General features: G+C 62.6%; 16 protein-coding genes, 1 tRNA gene and 3 pseudogenes. 12 read left to right on the forward strand and 8 right to left on the reverse strand.

Going from position 1 to position 18,106, the window contains the following annotated elements:
• A pseudogene (locus EOD15_RS36245) lies at positions 1 to 220 on the forward strand (substrate-binding domain-containing protein); the annotation flags it as partial.
• Here the strand turns inward: EOD15_RS36245 and EOD15_RS10600 are convergent.
• Complete coding sequence (locus EOD15_RS10600) at positions 159 to 779, reverse strand: TetR/AcrR family transcriptional regulator (RefSeq protein WP_127318382.1); 621 nt, start codon at positions 777 to 779, stop codon at positions 159 to 161. The pseudogene EOD15_RS36245 and the gene EOD15_RS10600 overlap by 62 nt on opposite strands.
• Before the next feature lie 66 nt (positions 780 to 845).
• Between EOD15_RS10600 and EOD15_RS10605 the strand changes: the two are divergent.
• A pseudogene (locus EOD15_RS10605) lies at positions 846 to 1,273 on the forward strand (VOC family protein).
• Between the two features lie 130 nt (positions 1,274 to 1,403).
• Complete coding sequence (locus EOD15_RS10610; RefSeq protein ID WP_127318380.1) at positions 1,404 to 2,507, forward strand: helix-turn-helix transcriptional regulator; 1,104 nt, start codon at positions 1,404 to 1,406, stop codon at positions 2,505 to 2,507.
• Between the two features lie 60 nt (positions 2,508 to 2,567).
• On the opposite strand, the gene EOD15_RS10615 is transcribed toward EOD15_RS10610, so the two are convergent.
• The gene (locus tag EOD15_RS10615; protein ID WP_127318378.1) at positions 2,568 to 3,515 is read right to left on the reverse strand and encodes a trypsin-like peptidase domain-containing protein; all 948 of its coding nucleotides are present in this window, start codon (positions 3,513 to 3,515) and stop codon (positions 2,568 to 2,570) included.
• 169 nt (positions 3,516 to 3,684) lie between these two features.
• Here EOD15_RS10615 and EOD15_RS10620 point away from each other — a divergent pair, with 169 nt between their 5' ends.
• The 3 genes from EOD15_RS10620 to EOD15_RS10630 all read left to right on the forward strand — a co-directional run bounded on the left by EOD15_RS10620 (position 3,685) and on the right by EOD15_RS10630 (position 6,177).
• The gene (locus EOD15_RS10620) at positions 3,685 to 4,557 is read left to right on the forward strand and encodes a S1C family serine protease (protein WP_127318376.1); all 873 of its coding nucleotides are present in this window, start codon (positions 3,685 to 3,687) and stop codon (positions 4,555 to 4,557) included.
• Between the two features lie 7 nt (positions 4,558 to 4,564).
• Positions 4,565 to 5,200, forward strand: coding sequence for a helix-turn-helix transcriptional regulator (locus EOD15_RS10625; RefSeq protein WP_127408473.1), 636 nt, complete (start codon positions 4,565 to 4,567; stop codon positions 5,198 to 5,200).
• A 110-nt stretch (positions 5,201 to 5,310) separates the two neighbouring features.
• A complete protein-coding gene (locus EOD15_RS10630) occupies positions 5,311 to 6,177 on the forward strand; it encodes an NAD(P)-dependent oxidoreductase (RefSeq protein WP_127318372.1) in 867 nt (288 codons plus the stop codon).
• Positions 6,178 to 6,302: 125 nt separating this feature from the next.
• On the opposite strand, the gene EOD15_RS10635 is transcribed toward EOD15_RS10630, so the two are convergent.
• Positions 6,303 to 6,818 (reverse strand): TIGR00645 family protein, encoded by a 516-nt coding sequence (locus EOD15_RS10635; protein WP_127318370.1) that lies wholly within the window; start codon positions 6,816 to 6,818, stop codon positions 6,303 to 6,305.
• A 305-nt stretch (positions 6,819 to 7,123) separates the two neighbouring features.
• Positions 7,124 to 8,311 carry an OmpA family protein gene (locus EOD15_RS36695; protein WP_245463636.1) on the reverse strand — a complete coding sequence of 396 codons (1,188 nt, stop codon included), beginning with the start codon at positions 8,309 to 8,311 and terminating at the stop codon, positions 7,124 to 7,126.
• Between EOD15_RS36695 and EOD15_RS36700 the strand changes: the two genes are divergently transcribed.
• The 3 genes from EOD15_RS36700 to EOD15_RS10650 all read left to right on the forward strand — a co-directional run bounded on the left by EOD15_RS36700 (position 8,306) and on the right by EOD15_RS10650 (position 10,514).
• Entirely contained in the window at positions 8,306 to 9,334 is a 1,029-nt protein-coding gene (locus EOD15_RS36700) for a hypothetical protein (RefSeq protein ID WP_245463637.1), read from the forward strand. The two genes, EOD15_RS36695 and EOD15_RS36700, sit on opposite strands and share 6 nt — an antisense overlap.
• A gap of 122 nt (positions 9,335 to 9,456) precedes the next feature.
• On the forward strand, positions 9,457 to 9,903 hold the full coding sequence (locus EOD15_RS10645) for a YcgN family cysteine cluster protein (protein ID WP_127318366.1): 447 nt from the start codon (positions 9,457 to 9,459) through the stop codon (positions 9,901 to 9,903).
• A 254-nt stretch (positions 9,904 to 10,157) separates the two neighbouring features.
• Entirely contained in the window at positions 10,158 to 10,514 is a 357-nt protein-coding gene (locus EOD15_RS10650) for a hypothetical protein (protein ID WP_127318364.1), read from the forward strand.
• A 243-nt stretch (positions 10,515 to 10,757) separates the two neighbouring features.
• Here EOD15_RS10650 and EOD15_RS10655 read toward each other — a convergent pair whose 3' ends face one another.
• Positions 10,758 to 11,468, reverse strand: coding sequence for an SIMPL domain-containing protein (locus EOD15_RS10655; protein ID WP_127318362.1), 711 nt, complete (start codon positions 11,466 to 11,468; stop codon positions 10,758 to 10,760).
• Between the two features lie 135 nt (positions 11,469 to 11,603).
• Between EOD15_RS10655 and EOD15_RS10660 the strand changes: the two genes are divergently transcribed.
• Positions 11,604 to 11,679: transfer RNA gene (locus EOD15_RS10660), tRNA-Ile, on the forward strand.
• 116 nt (positions 11,680 to 11,795) lie between these two features.
• Here the strand turns inward: EOD15_RS10660 and EOD15_RS10665 are convergent.
• From EOD15_RS10665 to EOD15_RS10680, 3 genes and pseudogenes are all read right to left on the reverse strand, one after another.
• Positions 11,796 to 12,986 (reverse strand): site-specific integrase, encoded by a 1,191-nt coding sequence (locus EOD15_RS10665; RefSeq protein WP_127318360.1) that lies wholly within the window; start codon positions 12,984 to 12,986, stop codon positions 11,796 to 11,798.
• A 532-nt stretch (positions 12,987 to 13,518) separates the two neighbouring features.
• On the reverse strand, positions 13,519 to 14,184 hold the full coding sequence (locus EOD15_RS10675; protein ID WP_127318356.1) for a GntR family transcriptional regulator: 666 nt from the start codon (positions 14,182 to 14,184) through the stop codon (positions 13,519 to 13,521).
• A 224-nt stretch (positions 14,185 to 14,408) separates the two neighbouring features.
• Positions 14,409 to 14,895 (reverse strand): annotated as a pseudogene (locus tag EOD15_RS10680) (adenylate/guanylate cyclase domain-containing protein); the annotation flags it as partial.
• Positions 14,896 to 15,719: 824 nt separating this feature from the next.
• On the opposite strand from EOD15_RS10680, the gene EOD15_RS10690 reads away from it, so the two are divergent.
• Together EOD15_RS10690 and EOD15_RS10695 are read left to right on the forward strand one after the other, a co-directional pair.
• Complete coding sequence (locus EOD15_RS10690; protein ID WP_127318354.1) at positions 15,720 to 17,198, forward strand: sugar ABC transporter ATP-binding protein; 1,479 nt, start codon at positions 15,720 to 15,722, stop codon at positions 17,196 to 17,198.
• Positions 17,199 to 17,238: 40 nt separating this feature from the next.
• On the forward strand, positions 17,239 to 18,106 hold an 868-nt coding region (locus EOD15_RS10695), incomplete at its 3' end, for an ABC transporter permease (RefSeq protein ID WP_127408474.1).

Genomic DNA, 18,106 nt, shown 5'->3' on the forward strand with positions numbered 1-18,106 from the left:
GATAGCAGACGACCTGGCGAGTGGCCGGCTGGTCGAAATTGACCTCGAATCCTTCAGGGAGGTGAGTTCGCCGCTGTTTGCCATGCACCGCAACGATCGCAGCCCGAAGCCCGCGGCGGCCTGGCTGATCGACCAGTTCAAGCGCCAGCTCGGCTGCTTCAACGAGTTCGAACCGGGCGAGGTGCCTGAGGAAGAGACAGGCCATCGATCAGTGCCATGAGCACGGCGCGGTAGTCCTGAACTGACGCACCGGCCTCAATGGCCAAGGCGGCACGATCGAAGGCGGAGCCGAGCAGTGCGGTCAGCGCGTCGGCCGGCAATCTCGCCATCGTCTGCGCCCGCATCGCCGCGACCAGCCCTTCGCGCAGCGAACGGTTGCCGTGGCGGTTGTCGATCGCGTCCATGGCGGCGCGGCCAAGCACGGCCGGGCCGTCGAGCAGCAGCAGCCGCGTGCGGCCGGGTGCGCGCATCGCGGCGAGATAGGCGTCGGAGCCGGCAATGAGCGCGTCGCGGGCATTGAGCGATGGCGGCGAAGCGCGCTCGATCTCCTCAGCCACCGCCATCGCCTCCTGCTCGACCACGGCGGCAAACAGCGCCTGCTTGTCGGCGAAGTGATGATAGAGCGCGCCGCGCGTCACGCCGGCGGCAGCGACGATCTCCGGCGTGCTGGTCTCGGCATAGGATTTTTCGGTGAACAGCTTTCGTGCCGCGGCAATCAGGTCGGCGCGCGTCGCCTCGGTGCGGTCACGGTTGGAACGACGCGCGGAATCGCGTTGCATACATGCAGCCTGTATGTTAACTGAAGTTACGTGCAGACTGTATGTTAATTGATGGGAGAAGGAAAGATGAGGACGACGAGCTATTACCCGGTGCTGATGACCGGCGACGTCGCCGGCACGGCGGCGTTCTATATCGAGCATTTTCGCTTCCAGCCGCTATTCGAAAGCGACTGGTATGTGCATCTGCAATCGGTGGAGGACAGAAGAGTGTCAATCTCGGCATCGTCCAGGGCGATCATGAGACGCTCCCGGAAGAGGGGCGAGGCCGCGCGTCGGGCCTGCTGATCAACTTCGAGGTGAGGGACCCGGATGCGGTCTATGAACGGATCGTCGCGGCCGGGCTGCCGATCCTGCGCTCTCTACGCGACGAACCTTTCGGCCAGCGCCATTTCATCACGCGGGATCCCAATGGCGTGCTGGTCGACGTCATCAAGCCGATTCCGCCCAGCGAGGCGTTTCTGGCGCAGTACGCGGAGGGGGCTGTGGGCACCTGAACGATGTTTTCGTGTTGGCTGTTTCCTACGCAATTTATGATCATCCGGTAATGCCAAGCCGGGAAAGGTTTGATTTCTGAGCAGATGTGCGATGCAATCATGCGAGTGCAGGTGGCGAGCGGACCATTGAATGACCGAAGATCTTGTCGATCGAATTTATGAAGCGGCGTTCGTCCCCGATTTATGGCCAGACGTCTTCGACAGGTTGAGCGAACTGTCGAACTCGGCCGGAGGCGGTATGGGTTTATTCGATGATCGGCTGGACCCGATGCTCATCGCGTCGGACCTGGTCCGGCCGATACTGGAGGGCATCTCTGCGGAAGGCGGGGTCAAGAGCAGCAGTGTCTCCCAACTCCTGCTGACGCTGCCCCCACCCTCGGAATTCGTCTACGACGCGGATTACTTCCCCAAGGAGGCGCTCGAGAACAATCGGACGCGGCTCGACCGGACGCTGCCATTGGGAATCGGTGGCGAAGTCGGTACGTTCATATCCCTGCCTACAGGCGAAGTTCTGTTGTTTACGATGGAGCGTTGGCTGACCAATGATCGGCCATCCCGAGACGAATTGGACCAGCTCAACCGCATGAGGCCACATTTGGCGCGCGCCGGCCTGATTGGTGCGCGCCTGCGGCTGGAACGAGCGCGCGCTACGACTACGGCGCTTGGGGCGATCGGCCTGCCGGCCGCGGTGATGACGAGCAGGGGACGCGTTGTGGCGACCAATCAACTGCTTGACGCTCTGCCCCTTGTGTTCGTGCCGACGGCCCGTGATGGGCTCGCCCTTGCCGATGCCAAGGCAAACAAGTTGTTTCAGCAGGCGATTGCAAGCGGGACTGGTGACGCTGCGTCGGGTCGCTCCGTGCCCATAGCGCCAAGCGAGAATAGCGAGGCCATGATCGTTCACCTCATCCCTCTTCGCCGTCTGGCGCACGAACTTCTCTCAGGCGCCGACATACTGATCGCAGCCACGGCTCTCAACCCGACGAATCTGGTGCCTTCGCCGACCATCCTGACGGGCCTTTTCGACCTCTCGCCGGCCGAGGCGCGATTGGCAGCGGCATTGGTATCGGGGGATAGCCTTGGTGTGGCGGCGACAAGCGCCAACATCACCTATCGCACGGCCAGCACGTATCTTGGTCGTATCTTCGACAAGACAGGCACGCATCATCAGGCGCAACTCGTAGCTCTCCTGAAGGGAGCCTATGTCCCCGTTGCTCCCTCGAAGGGGGATTGAGCAACGGCGGCCTTAAAGCCTTCGTTCCCAGAACCGCGGCACACTTCTGGGCGACATGCACTAGCTTCGCGCCACCGGCGTCACCGTCACCTGGCTGACGCCGGTGCGGCGCACCACGGTGCATTGTGTCTCGCGGCCGATGCGCTCGGCGTCGAGCACGCGCACCAGGTCGTCGACGCCGGTGACCGGGCGGCCGTCTATTGCGGCGATGATATCGCCCTCCTTCAAGCCGGCCTTGGCCGCCGGGCCATCCTTCTCGACGCTGCGCAGCCGCACCGCGGTATTCGTCGACACTTGCGACAGGAGCGCGGCGCGTCTCGGCAGATTGACGGTGTCGGCCGAGACGCCGATGAAGGCGCGGCGCACGCGGCCGAAGCGGATGATCTCCGAAATGACGAAATTGGCGGTGTTGGAGGCAACCGCGAAGGCGATGCCTTGCGCGCCATGGATCATGGCGGTGTTTACGCCGATGACCTCGCCGGCCGACGATACCAGCGGTCCGCCGGAATTGCCGGGATTGAGCGCTGCGTCGGTCTGGATGACGTCGTCGATCAGCCGGCCGGTGGAGGCGCGCATCGAGCGGCCGAGCGCGGAGACGACGCCGGAGGTGACGGTCCATTCGAAACCGAGCGGGTTGCCGATTGCAATGGCGATCTGGCCGCGCCGCAGCCGTTTGGAATCGCCCAGCGGTGCGACGTCGGCAAAGCTGCCGTCGGCGCGCACCAGCGCGATGTCGGTGTCGGGATCGCGGCCAAGAACACGACCCTCTCTCGAGGCGCCGTCCGGCATCGAGACGCGTACTGTCCTGGCATCGCCGACGACATGGAAGTTGGTGACCACCAGCCCGTCCGGCGCAATGACGAAGCCGGAGCCATGGCCGCCCTGACCGCCAACGCGCTCGATGCGGCAGACGGCCGGACCGATGCGGTCGACAGCGTCGGCAACCGTAGTCGAATAGGCGTCGAGCAGCGTATCATCGGTTTGGAATTTGGCGGCGGCGAGGGCCATGGGAGGGCTCCGTGTGTTCAGGCTTGATCGTGACTATATGTGCGGAGCGGCTGGAACCGCAGCGACCTGACCAGATGGCCAGTCAAACCGGCAACTAGCCGTCAGGCGAGTACCCGCGGACGCGCTGTCGAGCGATATCTGGGGCATGGATGAACCCAGGAGACCATTAATGAGCGATTTCAATCTGAGCGCGTTTTCGCAAGCCGTCGCCGATCTCGCCGCCAAGGCCGCGCCGGCAACGGCTGGATTCGCTACGCATCATCACCGCACGGCAAGCGCCTTCCACTGGCGTGACGGCTATTTCGTCACCGCTGAAGAGGCTGTCGAGGCCGGCGAGGAGATCGATCTGGTGTTGGCCTCGGGGGAAACGGTGAAGGCCGAGCTGGTTGGCCGCGACCCTTCGACCGGTGTTGCCCTGCTGAAGCCGGCGGAGGCCGTCAGCGCCGCGCCGCTGGCCAAGGCCGATGCGGTGCGGCCGGGCAACATCGCCATTGCCATCGGCAGCAGCGACGGTTCGGCTTTGGCTATTTCGGGCTCGGTGGGCGAAGTCGGCCCGGCCTGGCGCTCGATGCGCGGCGGCACCATCGACCGGCGCATCAATCTTGCCGTCGGCGCCGGCGGCCGTTTCGAGGGCGGCCCGGTTCTCGACGCCAAGGGTGCGCTGATCGGCATGCTGTTGTTTGGACCGCGCCACCGGGCGCTGGTCATGCCTTACGAGACGATCGAGCGGGCGGTCGCGACCTTGCGCGAAAAGGGCCATGTCGCGCGCGGCTATCTCGGCGCCGGCTTGCATCCGGTACGCGACCGCGACGCGCAGGGCGCGATGGTGATGAGTCTCGATGACGATGGTCCCGCGAAGGCCGCCGGTCTCTCTCTTGGCGATATCATCGTGGCGTGGAACGGTGAGGCGGTGCACGGCCCGCGGGACCTGATCTGCAGGCTCGGACCCGACAGTGCCGGCGCTTCGGTGACGCTCGGTGTCGTGCGCGGCGGCGAACAGCGCGATGTCGTGCTGACAATCGGCGAAAAGCCACTGAGCTGAGGCATCCATGGACACGCTCACCAGCGACAGGATCATGCATGACGGTGCCGTCTCGCGGCGGCTGGTGGTGCTGATTGCGCTTGGCGATGCGTCACGCGCCGAGCGCCTGGCGGCCTCGCTGGCCGCGAGCGATGACCTGCTGCCGGTCGTGGCCGGCGGTGGAAGAGCCGACGTCGCCATCGTTGACGACAGCATTGGTGATGGCGTGCCGGCCCTCATTCCACGGGTGCTGCTGACCGGACGCGCTGGCGGCGAGCGGCCCGCCGGTGAGGTGCTGGCCGTGATGTCCGCTGGCGCGGAGGATTTGTTGATCGCCGCGGCGGCGCGGCTGGCCGCGGCCGGCTATCGCGTCTCGGGCGAGCGCGGAAGCGGACGCGATGAGGATTTCCGTGCCGGCGATGGCGAGCCGTTCGAGGAGGAGGCCTCCGACGAGCATGCCGCCCGGCCTTCGCTGTCGCCGCGTGAGGCGGAAGTGTTGGCGCTGCTGGCCGAGGGCGCTCCAAACAAGGTGATTGCGCGGCGGCTGAACATTTCGGTGCACACCGCGAAGTTCCATGTCGCTGCAATCCTGATCAAGCTCGGCGCCGCCAACCGCACCGACGCGATTGCCATTGCGATGCGCCAAGGGCTGGTGCTGGTTTAGTCATAAACCCTACGCTGCGTAACGCGGTGTCCAGCGTGTCGGGTCTTGCGCTGCGGTCGCCCGCCGCGCAAAGGTTTGCGCCTGTTGTGTTGCAAGGGAGGCGCAAGGAAATGTCGCTCAAGGGAAAGACGCTGTTCATCTCCGGCGGGTCGCGCGGCATCGGGCTGGCGATCGCGCTGCGCGCGGCGCGCGACGGCGCCAATGTGACGATCGCAGCCAAGACCGCCGAACCGCATCCGAAGCTGCCGGGCACGATTTATAGCGCTGCCGAAGAGATCGAGCAGGCTGGCGGCAAGGCGCTGCCTGTTTTGTGCGACATCCGCGAGGAGGCGCAGGTGGCCGAGGCGGTCGCCAGGACCGTGGAAAAATTCGGCGGCATCGACATCTGCGTCAACAATGCCAGCGCCATCCAACTCACCGGCACGCTCGAGACCGACATGAAGCGCTACGATCTGATGCATCAGATCAACACGCGCGGTACCTTCCTGGTCTCGAAAATGTGCATTCCTCACCTGAAGTTGGCGCAAAATGCTCACATCCTGAATCTGGCGCCGCCGCTCGACATGAAGGCCAAGTGGTTCAGGAATCACGTCGCCTACACCATGGCCAAGTTCGGCATGTCGATGTGCACGCTGGGCATGAGTGCGGAGTTCGCCAAGGACGGCATCGCTGTCAATTCACTGTGGCCGATCTCGACCATCGACACGGCGGCGGTGCGCAATCTGCTCGGCGGCGCGACGGTGGCGGCGATGAGCCGTTTGCCCGACATCATGGCCGACGCCGCGCATGCCATCTTCATGCGCCCGGCGCGCGAGACAACAGGTAATTTCTACATCGACGAGGAGGTGCTGCGCGCCGAGGGCGTCAGTGACTTTTCAGCCTATGCGCCAGCTGCGACGGGGCCTCTGGCCGGTGACTTTTTTGTCCCTGACGAGGTGTTTGCCCGCACGGACAGCAAGATCAAGAGTATCTACTAGATCCGCGTCATTGTGAGCGTCGAGCTAAGCCGTCCGCCGTGGCTGAGCCACGGCAAAGCCTCGTTCAAACAAAGCGATAGGGCGCCAACCCTGCCGGGGTGATTCAAGGTCCGGCAGGCGCTTGCTTACGCCTCATCCTTCTTGCCTTTGCCGAGGCCCATCAGCCGGTCGATATAGGCGAGCATGAGGGCCGAGGCGACGAAGGCGAGATGGATGATGGTCAGCCACATCAGCTGGTCGGTCGTGTAGGTCGACGAGTTCAAAAACACCTGCAAAAGGTGGATGGACGAGATGGCGACGATGGTCGAGGCAACCTTGACCTTCAGCGAGCCGACATCGATGGTGCCCAGCCAGTGCACGCCACCCTCCTGGTCGTCGAAGCGGCTGACGAAGTTCTCGTAGCCCGAGATGATGACCATCACCACCAGCGAGGCAACCAGTGTGGCATCGATCAGGCCGAGCATCTTGAGGATAGTGTCGGTGTCACCGAGCGTGAACGCCAGGGTAATGAACTCATAAAGCTTCTTGCCGAATGACAGCGCATAGACGGCCAATGCCAGGGCCAGGCCGATATAGAAAACGACGAGCAACCAGCGTGAAGCGAGAATGATCGATTCGATGGCGAGTTCGAGACGCTTCACGGGATGATTCCGGCTGGTTATCTCTCAGACAATGGTCGTATTCGGCCACGCCGCCACCGTTTGCAAGACAAAAAACCCCGCCGAACAAGGTCCGGCGGGGTTCAATGCGTCCCGCTGGAGTCGGGACGGGGCAGGGAACGCCCAGCACCGAATCTGGGGTGGCTGGGCCCACGATTCAATGAGCCGTGTCTAATGCCCGTACAATTCTTGTTGAACCCGTCACATCCATCCATCCCCGGCGGTGCCGGGGATGGATGCTTCTCGTGCCGATTCCACAAACCGGGACATGATTTTGAAATCATGACCTAATTGTTGTTGGCCACAGGTGCCACCAGCGAGGTGATGCGGCGAATGCCGACGCGCCGGTTCTCGCGGTTCGGCGCCGACGTATTGACCTTCAGATACTCCTCGCCATAGCCCTGTGTCGTCAGGTTCTCCGGCGGGATGCCGAAGGCGTTGGTCAGAGCCTCGGCCACCGATTCTGCGCGGCGATCGGAAAGAGCCAGGTTAGCCTCCGGTGTGCCGACGGCGTCGGTGTGACCTTCGATCAGGAAGGTCTCGGCCGGATTCTTCTTCAACAGCTTCTCCATTGCGGTGGCGACGCCCTCGAGCTTCTGCACCTCGGTGTCGGAGATCGAGGCCGAGCCGAATTCGAAGTTGAGCGTGTCGAGATCGACGCGCCGTGCGATGTCGCGCACGCGGGCCGAACGTTTGACCTCGTCGATCGAGTAGAGGCGCTGGACCTTCTCCACCGGTGGCTGTTCGAGGAAGGTGTAGTAGTCGTCCGGATCTTCGACATCCTCGGAGTCCAGAATGTACTCCTCGCGCGGGATTGTCAGCCGCATCGGCGGCAGATCATCGCCGGGATCGCGCCAGTCGCTGTCGTCCTCATAGTGCCGCTCATCGACATAGCTCAGCACATATTCGCGTCCATCCGGCGCAATGCGCGAACGCTGGATCACGTCGCCATAGCGATTGCGGATGGTGACGATCTGAACACCGTTGTCACGCTCGACGATTTCCCGGGTGCGGTCGCCCGACAGATCCTCATAGTAGACGTTCCTGGCGCCGCGGGCCATGCGCGGGGCGTCATTGCTCTCGACGAATGTCTGGTTGTTGAACTGCAGGATGACGCGGTCGCCGAGTTCCCTGACGACGTCGACGCCTTTCGGACGCCGGCGGTCACGGACGTTCTCATCGGGCGCACGCTCTACGCGCGTGCCCTTTTCCTCGGTCACCGGCGCGATCTTCTCGGGCTTGATCTCCTGTTGTGCGGCCCTGTCGTCGGTGGGCGGCGGACCTTGGTCGATGGGAGCAGCCACCGGCTTGCGGCCCTGATCGCCACCTTGCTGGGCATTTTGCCCGCCATTCTGCTGCTCGCCATCCTGGGGGACGATCTTGTCGCCCTGCTTGCGGCCGCCCCTGCGCTCGGCGTCCTTCTGGCTGTCCAGGATGGGAGCGGCGTTTGGATCGGCCGGTGCTTCGCCTTGCACCGGGTTTTCGCCCTGTGCCGGTGCTGCCGTCTGACCATTGGCCGGTTGTTCGCCGGTGGCTGGCTGTTCGGCTGTGGCCGGCTGCTCGCCAACAGGTTTCCTGACACGCTTCTTCGTCGTGTCCTGGGGCTGCTCGCCCTGGGCCGCGGGCTGTTCGCCGGCAGGGGCCGTCGCCTCTCCAGCGGGAGCCTCTTTCGGTGCCGGGGCGACTTCAGGTTGGGCCTGCTGGTCCTGCCTGTTCTTCTTGCGCGGCTTGGCCTGCTCGCCGGGCTGATTGTCGTTGGCCGGTTCCGCCTGGTTGGCCGGAGCCTGCTCGGTTTGCTGCTGCTGGTCGCGCTTCTTCCTGCGCGGCTGCTGTTCCTCGGCTGGCGCTGCCTGTTCGGCCGGCGCCTGCTCGGTCTGCTGCTGCTGGTCGCGCTTCCTGCGCGGCTGCTGTTCCTCGGCTGGCGCGGCCTGTTCGGCCGGCGCCTGTTCGGTCTGTTGCTGCTGGTCGCGCTTTTTCCTGCGCGGCTGCTGTTCCTCGGCTGGCGCGGCCTGTTCGGCCGGCGCCTGCTCGGTTTGCTGCTGCTGGTCGCGCTTCTTCCTGCGCGGCTGCTGTTCCTCGGCCGGAGCGGCCTGTTCGGCCGGCGCCTGCTCAGCCTGCTGCTGCTGGTCGCGCTTCTTCCGGCGTGGCTGCTGCTCCTCGGCGGGCTGTTCGCTCTGGGCAGGCGCGGCCTGCTGTTCAGGCTCGGCCTTCTTGCGCTCGCGCTTCTGTTCGGGTTCCGCCTGCTGCTGTTGTGCGCAGGCTTCGCCTTCGGCGCATGCTGCTTGCGCCAGGATGAATGGGGCTGCCGTGCGCTGGGCAAGGCCGGACGCGACACTTCCCTGAAGCGGGAACGCGCCCAACGGCGCGGATGCCATAAGCAGGCCGAGTGCCGTGCCTGCCAGAATCCGTGGTTGGCGTTTCATCGAAATTCTCCTTGTGGGGTCCCATCCTTGCCGAAACCGATCTTGTGCCGATTGGTTCCAGTCTGGCACGGATAGAGGCCGTACGGGGCGATTGACCGACCTTTTGAAGGCAACTTCATGTCATTCACCTGGCGATAGCCGCAATTGCGACCATTGCCGCGCTTGACCTTGCCCGCGGCTGGGGCCACATCCCGGAAATGGAAACGCCATTCTGGAAAACCAAGGCGCTGGAGGCGATGAGCCCGGCCGAGTGGGAATCGCTGTGCGACGGCTGCGGTAAATGCTGCCTTTCGAAGCTTGAGGACGAGGACACCGGCGAGATATACTGGACCAGCGTCGGCTGTCGGCTGTTCGATGCCGAGACCTGCCGCTGTTCGGACTACGTCAACCGGCTGGCGCGCGTTCCCGACTGCGTCGGGCTGACGCCACAGAATGTGCGAACCATCAGTTGGCTGCCCAGCACCTGTGCCTATCGGCTGGTGGCCGAGGGCCGCGACCTCTACTGGTGGCACCGGCTGGTGTCGGGCAGCGCCGAGACCGTGCATGAAGCCGGCATCTCGATGCGCGGCCGGGTCAAGGCGAGCGAAACCGATCTTGCCGAGCCGGAAGACTATTTTGACTATGTACTGGACGAGGAGCCGTAGGACCAGCGGCGGTGAGCAAGAGCCTCGCGTTTGAAGACATTCGGCCAATCCGCGGGGTCGGAACCGGGCGCCGAGTCAGGCGTTCTGGCCTTCACCGAGGGCTGGGGACGACGGCGAATGGCGGGAACTTTCCTTTTCCCGCCATATGAACCGGAGATGAACGGCAGGTTCGTAAAGAGTTCAGACAGGCAGGCGCATTCTCCCACCATCGGTTCACGAGGACGGGCGAAGGCCCGCAAAAAGGAGAGAAGACGATGTTCAACACGATCAAGACGGCAGCCCTTTCGGCCCTGGTCGGTCTCGGCACGCTGGCGGCCGTTCCCGCTCACGCCGACAGCCTCTATCTCGGCTTCGGCAACAACAACGATCCGCGTTTCGGCGTCTATACCGGTGACGACGGTTATCGCCATCGCCGTGACGAGCGCCGTGGCAACTGGCGCCGTGGCTGCTCGCCGGACCGCGCCCTCGACAAGGCCGAACGCATGGGCCTCCACCGCGTCCGGATCGTCGACGTCAACCCTCGTACGGTAAAAGTGGCGGGCCGCCAGGATGGCGACCGTGTCGTGGTGGTGTTCGCCAATGAGCGCGGCTGCCCGGTCATCTATCGCTAAGCTCGGGTTTGGCCGATCAAGAGGCATGATCCTCTGCAAGGATCAGCCGGCGGCATGATCTTCTACGAAGATCAGCCGGGAGACACAATCTTCTGCGAAGATTGGTCTGGACTAGCCGAGCCCCTTTCCGTTTGAAGGGTGTGGCTCGAAAAAACCCGCGGGAGCAATCCCGCGGGTTTTTTCATGCACGCTATTGGTTGATGATTGCCGTGGCCAGGCTCAGCCACGGATCTTCAGAGCCGCTTATTTCAGCTCGAAGGTGACGGTGACCTGCACATTGTAGGCGTTCTCACCGGCCTGTACCGGAGCCGCGCCGGCCGCGGCATCGAAGGCTTTGGCATTGATCGGCATCGGCGCCGGCCTGATGTTCTGGTCTGTGATCTCGAGCACCCGGCCCAGGCTGACGCCGGCGGCTTCGGCCAGCGTCTTGGCCTTGGCCATGGCGTCGGCGACCGCCTTCTTGCGCGCCTCGGTGACCGTAGCTGCCGGGTTGTCATTGGTGAAGGCAATGCCGCCGCCCTGGTTGACGCCTAGCGACACCGCCTTGTCGAGGATCTCGCCTGTCTTGTCGACGTCGCGCACCCGCACCGAAAGCGTGTTGGTCACCTGGTAGGCGACGAGTTCGGCTTCCTGACTGCCGTCCGGCTTGTTGGTGTAGTTGTAGCGCGGGTTGATCTGGATGCCAGCGGTCTGCAGATCGCGGTCCTTGATGCCGGCGGACTTCATCGCCGCGATCACGGCGGCCATGGCGTCATTGTTGGCATCGAGCGCGGCGCGCGCGGTTTTGGCCTCGCGCATGACGCTCAGCGTCAGGACCGCCAGATCGGGGGCTACGGTTGCTTCGCCTTCGCCCGACACGATGATGCGGGGCGGCGTCGGCAGATCGGCGGCTCCAGCCATCGCCGGAAAAGCGATTGCAGTGGCGAGCGCGAGAGGCAAAAGATGTCTGGTCATGAAAATCTCCTTGGTCTGCGATCAAGTCGCATGGGGTCGCGTAGAGCGCGATTATGGGTTGATTTGGGCGATCTGCGGAAGCCCGTCGGGAAAGCCTTGTGCCGCGATGCGAAAAACATTAATCCAGCCCGCGTGGGGCCTGTAGCTCAATGGTTAGAGCCGGCGGCTCATAACCGCTTGGTTGGGGGTTCGAGTCCCTCCGGGCCCACCATAACCATTGATTTTATTGATAAAAATATGCCTCGGCCCAAAACGTTTTGGGCCCATTATGGGCCCAAAGAGAAAGGTCGGTTGATATGCCATCCTGCGCACGGTCGGTTGATTGGCTTACTTGACGACGCGCAGGGCCGCTCGCTGCTTCATCGCATCGCGTTTGGCCTCACGCTCGTTGATGGCGCGGGCTATGTCGACAGCCATTCGCTTCTTGTTTGCCTCTCGGACATATTCGTCCGTCACCGTCATGGAAGAATGCCCCATCGCCTCCATGATGGCGCGCGCTTGGATGTTGCATTCGGCGAGATACGTGCCGAAGGTGCGGCGGAGCCCGTGCAGAGTGTAGCCCTCCGGAATGCCTGCCTGCTTGTTCCAATGTGCCATCATGCCGGTGAGGCTCTTTTCGGCGAATGGATGCCCATAGGCATTCTTCAGTACCGTCCCGCCTTCCGAACGATCGAGCGGCGCCAACGCTTGCGCCAGTTTGTCGACGATTGGGATGAACATCTCGCGCCCGCCGTGACGGTTGCGGTTCTTCTTCTGCCGGAAATCGAAGGCCTCGATCATCTCCAGAGAGCCATCGAACAGTTCGATCTCCTCGAAGACCAAATCGTCCCATTCCAACGAGGCGATATCGCCGCGTCGGTTGCCGAGCCAGAAGGCGAGCGCGTAACAGGTGCGCGGCGGGGAGCCGATCGGATGGCGCGCCTCGAACTTTTCACGAATGGGGACCGGCCACGCGGGATTGGCGGTCGATTTAGGAATGCGGACGCGGATCGACAGTGAGGGATCGTCCTGTGGTTTGATCCATTTCTCAACTTCGATCCCCACCCACAGGAGCTTCTTGATCGCGACCAGCAGGTGCTTGGCAACCGTCCGGTTGGCGGCAAAGACGCTTTCGATAATCGCGCGCAGATGGTCGGCGTCGAGATGTTCTACTGGCGTATCGCGCCAAGTCAGCGGATAGGCAGGATCGACCTGCATCCGGAGGAAGCGTTCAATAAGCCGGGCATTTTTCCGTTGCGTAGCTTCGTCAAAGTCCAGCCATTCCATCGTCGCTTCAAGTCGCCGCGCAGCATGACCGAACGTTTTTGGCAACGCCCGACCGGGGAGGTCGATAATAATTGCCTTCAGGCCCTGGCCTTGCGTTGCCCTTTCATAGGCAGCCTCGAATTCCGGATCGCCGGGCTGACCGGGAAGGCGGATTTCGGGCATTCCCTTTGCACGATAACGATAGACTGTTTTTCCGTTTTTGAGGCGCGACGAAACGCCGGGGTAAGTGTCATCCTTGAATGGCCGGGCCACTAATGCCTCCTTCCAGTCCTCTACCGCCGCTTTTCCGCATGCGGAGAGGCCTCTATCATCGCCTGAAGCGAAAGGGATTTGCTTTCGAGAGCAACGCGTAGGAGTATCGGGTACGGGAAACCTCGGCCTTGCTCTATGCCTTCGTATGTTCGTTTCGGTATTCCCAACACCTTGGCTGCACTTTCAGCAGTGAATCCCCCCTTCGCCCGCCAGGCTTTCACATCTCGCGCAAGCTTCTCATTCTCGTTCACGTCATCCCTTCCGCTCAGACGATGACCGTACTACGCCAACAGCGTATACGCAATGTGCGTAGTCTCTATCTTGTTGCTGCCTTCCGCTTACTCCGATCCAACAGTTCTTGGAGACCGCTATCTTTGTCCGGCAGGGAGGCTGGTCATGCATTCCTATGGGCCTCCCAAGCCTAGCTCTCGGCCATCCGAATCCCCTCAAGGGAGATGGATGGTCAGAGCGCTGGTGGCCAAGGCAATGCTTGCTCAGGACTCGATTCGGCGGCCAATGCGCCTTCAGGTCCTTACATCATGCTGGTTTCGAGGCGCTCCACGATCTCGTCAATTTCCTTGGCGCTACGACGGCGCTGTTGTTTATGTATGGATCGCGCCAACAGCAGATCTCCTTTGAGAAGGGCGTCGACGAGGGCCCCGTGAGCTTCCGTCGAAGGCACCGGAGTTGGCCTAAACGTGCGGGTTATGGTCCGTACGCGCCACATCTGTTCGAGGAACTGGTTGGCGCATTTGATTAGGACTTCGTTGCCGCTCAGTCCCAGCAATGCGCCATGGAATTCCGCGTCCGCTTCGGACCACCGCTTCAGGTCGTCCATCTCGTTCGCCTTCCGCATCTTGGCGACGGCGACCACGAGGGATTGAAGCAGCTCCTGGGAACAGCGCTCGTGGATCACGTCGATCGCGAGCAATTCGAGGCCGGCAAGAACCTCTTGGATGTCCCACAGTTCCTTTCGCGAAATCAGGGGCACGCGGAAGCCCTGGCGCGGCAGCACCTCCAGCAAATTTTCTTCAGAAAGACGCTGCAACGCAACTCTGATCGGCGTACGACTCATCCCCAGACGTTTCTCGACCTCGCCGATGGAGATGGACACGCCCGGCCGATAGCTACCTGCGAGGATGTCACGCTTGAGTGATGCATAGGCCACGTCGTAGTTCGTTTGATTTTCAGAAGCCATCGGCGCTCCAGATTATGACAGGAATTATACGCTATTGTATACCTACAAAGGTCCCAAATGTCCATCTCGCCTTCTTCCTTTGAAAGCGGAAGTAGGTGTGCCCGATCCCGACGAAGCCAAACGGATGACTCAGAGACGGCACATCAGGTTGCTCTCACGACGGCTGCGCGCTCTTGAGGGCTTGATCGAGGTGGCGATTTCTCGAATCCACGCATTGCCCCTTGCATTCTGACGCTGTAGGTGCGAACCGGCTCGGCGATATTCTTGACCTTTTGAGCGCCGGCAAAGTCGATTGGCAGGCTGAGCTTGCCCTTCATGTGATCGTAGGCGGTGCCCGAGATGAGAACGCCGCCCGGCGGGCAAAGCTGCTCAAGGCGCGCCGCCACGTTCACGCCGTCGCCGAAGAGATCATCGCCTTCGACCACCACGTCGCCGAGATTGATGCCGATACGAAATACTACGCGACGCTCGGCAGGTGCCTCGATCTGATGCGCGGCGACGCTGGTCTGAATGGCCACGGCGCAAGCAACGGCATCGACGACGGAGTGGAACTCAACCAGGGCGCCATCGCCCATGAGCTTGACGACGCGTCCCTTATGCTCGTTGAGTAGTGGATCGATCACCTCCGCCCGGAGCGCCTTGATCGCTCCCGAGCGTCGCCGCCTCGTCGGCCTCCATGAGGCGCGAGTAACCGACGATGTCGGCGGCCATAATGGCCGCCAAGCGCCGCTCCGGTCGAGTGGTCACCACGCTGGTGTGCTCCCACAGCCAAAGGTGTGCTCTCGCATCTGGCTCGCTTCGATCCTTTCAGGTCTCGACTCAAACCGCAAGGCGAATGGGCTACGGGTAGTGGGTCAGTTTGAAATCTATTGCTCGGCAGCTTACCGCAGTTCCGATCGGGGAGCGGACCGTCCGGTCTTGGCCCCAATCCTGTCGTTCATTGGTAATCCGACCGGTATTCGCCGATGCGGCGAGAGCGGCTTGCGAGAATAGGCGGGGCAGGCGAGGGCTATTCTTAGGCTTAGTTCGGCCTTCGATGGTCTGGCATTCTCCAAGCAGGCTAACGCCTCTATAGACGCCAGTGTGTTTGCCCTTCTGAAGCCTTCCCCTTGCCCCTCTCTGATAGTCAATCGCTATCAACGCCATTGCGCGGCCCTCTGCAACACCTCGGCAAAACTGGCTCAATGAGATCCGTCCGCGTGATGCGGTCTTGCGGCCAGATGCGCTGCAATCACGTCCAGAAGCGGCTTTCCCGCCCTGTCGGTGCGGGTAGTAATTTTCATAGGCTCCCTCCCTCGTTTGGTGTCCCTCCGCCATGGCGCCGGTGCGGGACGGGGCTTGGCTTTCTGGGCTAGGCATTCATCGGGAATTCGAACCACGGTCCACGCCCGAGCAACTAAGATAAATTCACCTGCCCAGATTGACATTTGTCGAGCGCTAATCGACTATTGTAAAAATCGACAGGGAGTAGCAATTCTTCTGTCGATCGGCTCGCGCCAGGGAGGGGTGTCGAGCATCCGTGGGAGGAGAAAAAATTGGAATTTCTGCTCGAAGTAGAAGGGCTGAAGAAATCCTTCGGCGGCGTCGCAGCCTTGCGCGAAGGCCGCTTTCAACTTCGCGCCGGCACGGTTCACGCACTCTGCGGCGGCAACGGCGCGGGCAAGTCGACCTTTCTCAAGATACTGATGGGCATCTACAAGCGTGATGCCGGCACAATCCGCCGCCGTGGCAAGGACGTGGAATTCGGAGGCCCGGCCGACGCATTGGCCTCGGGCATTGCCATCATCGAACAGGAACTCAGCCCTGTCCCTCACATGACGGTCGCGGAGAACATCTATCTTGGCCGCGAGCCTTCCGCGCGGTTCGGAGGCATCGATTTCCGCGCGATGAACCGGTCCGCGCAAAAGTTGCTGAACGATCTCGAATTCGATATCCGAGCCACGCAATACATGATGAACCTCTCCGTCGCGCAGATGCAGCTCGTCGAGATCGCCAAGGCGCTCAGTCACGACGCCGAGGTCATCTTCATGGATGAGCCGACATCGGCGATCGGCGAACGCGAGGCGCAGCACCTCTTTGCCGCGATCCGCCGCCTGCAGGCCCAGGGCCGCGGCATCGTCTATGTTTCCCACCGGCTGTCGGAGATCTTCCAGATCGCCGATTCCTACACGGTCTTTCGCGACGGGGCCTATGTCGGCAGCGGGACGCTGGCCGACATCGACCGACCCGGTCTCATTCGCATGATCGTCGGCCGCGAGCTGTCGGAAGAATACATCAAGACCAACGCACCCACCTTGGAAACCGGCCTCGAAGTTGCCGGGCTGAGTTGCCCCAACAGAATCGAGGATATCTCCTTCTCCGTGCGCAAGGGCGAGATCTTCGGCATCTACGGCCTGATGGGCGCCGGACGGACGGAGATCTTCAATTGTCTGTTCGGGCTCGACAAGCCTTCGGCGGGAAGCGTCTCGGTCGACGGAGTGAAGATAGCCGTTTCGAAGCCATCGGATGCCATGGCGCATGGGCTGGCACTGGTCACCGAGGACCGCAAGCTGACCGGCCTCAATCCGAGCGCCTCCGTTCGTGCCAACATTTGCATGGCGAGCCTGCCGGAAATGAGCCCTGCCTTTGCCATGGATCGCGCCCGGGAGGCGCAGGCAAGCCAGCAGATGCAGGAGCGGTTTCAGATCAAGGCGGCGCGCGACACGATGCCGGTTTCCGGCCTTTCAGGCGGCAACCAGCAGAAGGTGGTGCTGGGCAAATGGTTCCTTCGAAATCCGAAGGTCCTTCTTCTGGACGAGCCGACCCGCGGCGTCGACGTGGGCGCCAAGCGTGAAATCTATCGGATCATCTGCGACTTCGCCGCTGCCGGCGGCACGGTGGTCATGATCTCGTCGGAAATCGACGAGGTTCTGGGCATGTCGGATCGGATCATGGTGATGCGCGCCGGCCGAAGCGCCGGCATCTACAGCCGGGAGGAAACGGATGCCCAATCACTCGTCCACCTTTCAACATGAGCAAGGACTGGGTGCCCGTGCGGCAGCAGAGGAGTCAGTAATGTCGGTTGGCGACAAGCAGAATACGAATGGCTGGCTCGGTTCGGAGCAGCGCCGGATGCTGATCCAGGAATACGGCATCTTCCTTGCGTTCCTTATCCTGGCGACCGTGCTGTCGGTTTCCAACGAGTTCTTTTTGACCGCCGGCAACATCTCGAACGTTCTGTTGCAGACCTCGATCAACGGTGTCCTCGCCATCGGCATGACGTTCGTGATCCTCACGCGCGGCATCGACCTCTCTGTCGGTTCCGTTGTCGCGCTGGCCGGCCTCATCAGCGCCAGCTTCGTCACCACGTCCGCCACCGCCGGGATTGCCGGCGCGCCCTATCCGGTCGTCTTCGGCCTCGGCATCGGCCTGCTCGTCGGCGTTGCCTGCGGCGCCGTCTCCGGCGTGATTGTGTCGCGGTTTTCCGTGCCGGCCTTCGTGGCGACGCTCGGCATGCTGTCGGCGGCACGCGGACTGACGCTGATCTATGGCGGCGGCCGACCTGTTCCCGCGCTGACGCCGGCCTTTCGCTGGATCGGCACGGGCGACGTCCTTGGCTTGCCCACACCGGTCATCATTCTGGTGGTGGTGTTCGCCGTCTCCTGGTGGATCCTCAACCGGACCCGCTTCGGCCGTTACATCTATGCCGTTGGCGGCAACCCTCACGCCGCCAGGACCTCGGGCATCAACACGACCCGCATTCAGTTCGTCGTCTATGTCATCTCCGGCGGTCTTGCCGGCCTCGCCGGAATGCTGCTCAGCGCCCGCACCGGCTCCGCGCTGCCGCAGGCCGGCATTGCCTATGAACTGGACGCGATCGCGGCGGTGGTGATCGGAGGAACCAGCCTTTCGGGAGGGGTCGGCCGGGGGACCGGCACGCTGA

Origin of the sequence: Mesorhizobium sp. M7A.T.Ca.US.000.02.2.1 (assembly GCF_003996995.1) — a bacterium.
In the GTDB taxonomy this organism is placed as follows: domain Bacteria; phylum Pseudomonadota; class Alphaproteobacteria; order Rhizobiales; family Rhizobiaceae; genus Mesorhizobium.

Excerpts from the sequence above, each read along its gene's own strand:
- EOD15_RS10625 (WP_127408473.1), top strand. The coding sequence starts at position 4,565 with ATGGACACGCTCACCAGCGACAGGATCATGCATGACGGTGCCGTCTCG.
- EOD15_RS10620 (WP_127318376.1), top strand. The coding sequence starts at position 3,685 with ATGAGCGATTTCAATCTGAGCGCGTTTTCGCAAGCCGTCGCCGATCTC.
- EOD15_RS10610 (WP_127318380.1), top strand. The coding sequence starts at position 1,404 with ATGACCGAAGATCTTGTCGATCGAATTTATGAAGCGGCGTTCGTCCCC.
- EOD15_RS10600 (WP_127318382.1), bottom strand. The coding sequence starts at position 779 with ATGCAACGCGATTCCGCGCGTCGTTCCAACCGTGACCGCACCGAGGCG.
- EOD15_RS10650 (WP_127318364.1), top strand. The coding sequence starts at position 10,158 with ATGTTCAACACGATCAAGACGGCAGCCCTTTCGGCCCTGGTCGGTCTC.
- EOD15_RS10655 (WP_127318362.1), bottom strand. The coding sequence starts at position 11,468 with ATGACCAGACATCTTTTGCCTCTCGCGCTCGCCACTGCAATCGCTTTT.
- EOD15_RS10615 (WP_127318378.1), bottom strand. The coding sequence starts at position 3,515 with ATGGCCCTCGCCGCCGCCAAATTCCAAACCGATGATACGCTGCTCGAC.
- EOD15_RS10675 (WP_127318356.1), bottom strand. The coding sequence starts at position 14,184 with ATGGCTTCTGAAAATCAAACGAACTACGACGTGGCCTATGCATCACTC.
- EOD15_RS10630 (WP_127318372.1), top strand. The coding sequence starts at position 5,311 with ATGTCGCTCAAGGGAAAGACGCTGTTCATCTCCGGCGGGTCGCGCGGC.
- EOD15_RS10645 (WP_127318366.1), top strand. The coding sequence starts at position 9,457 with ATGGAAACGCCATTCTGGAAAACCAAGGCGCTGGAGGCGATGAGCCCG.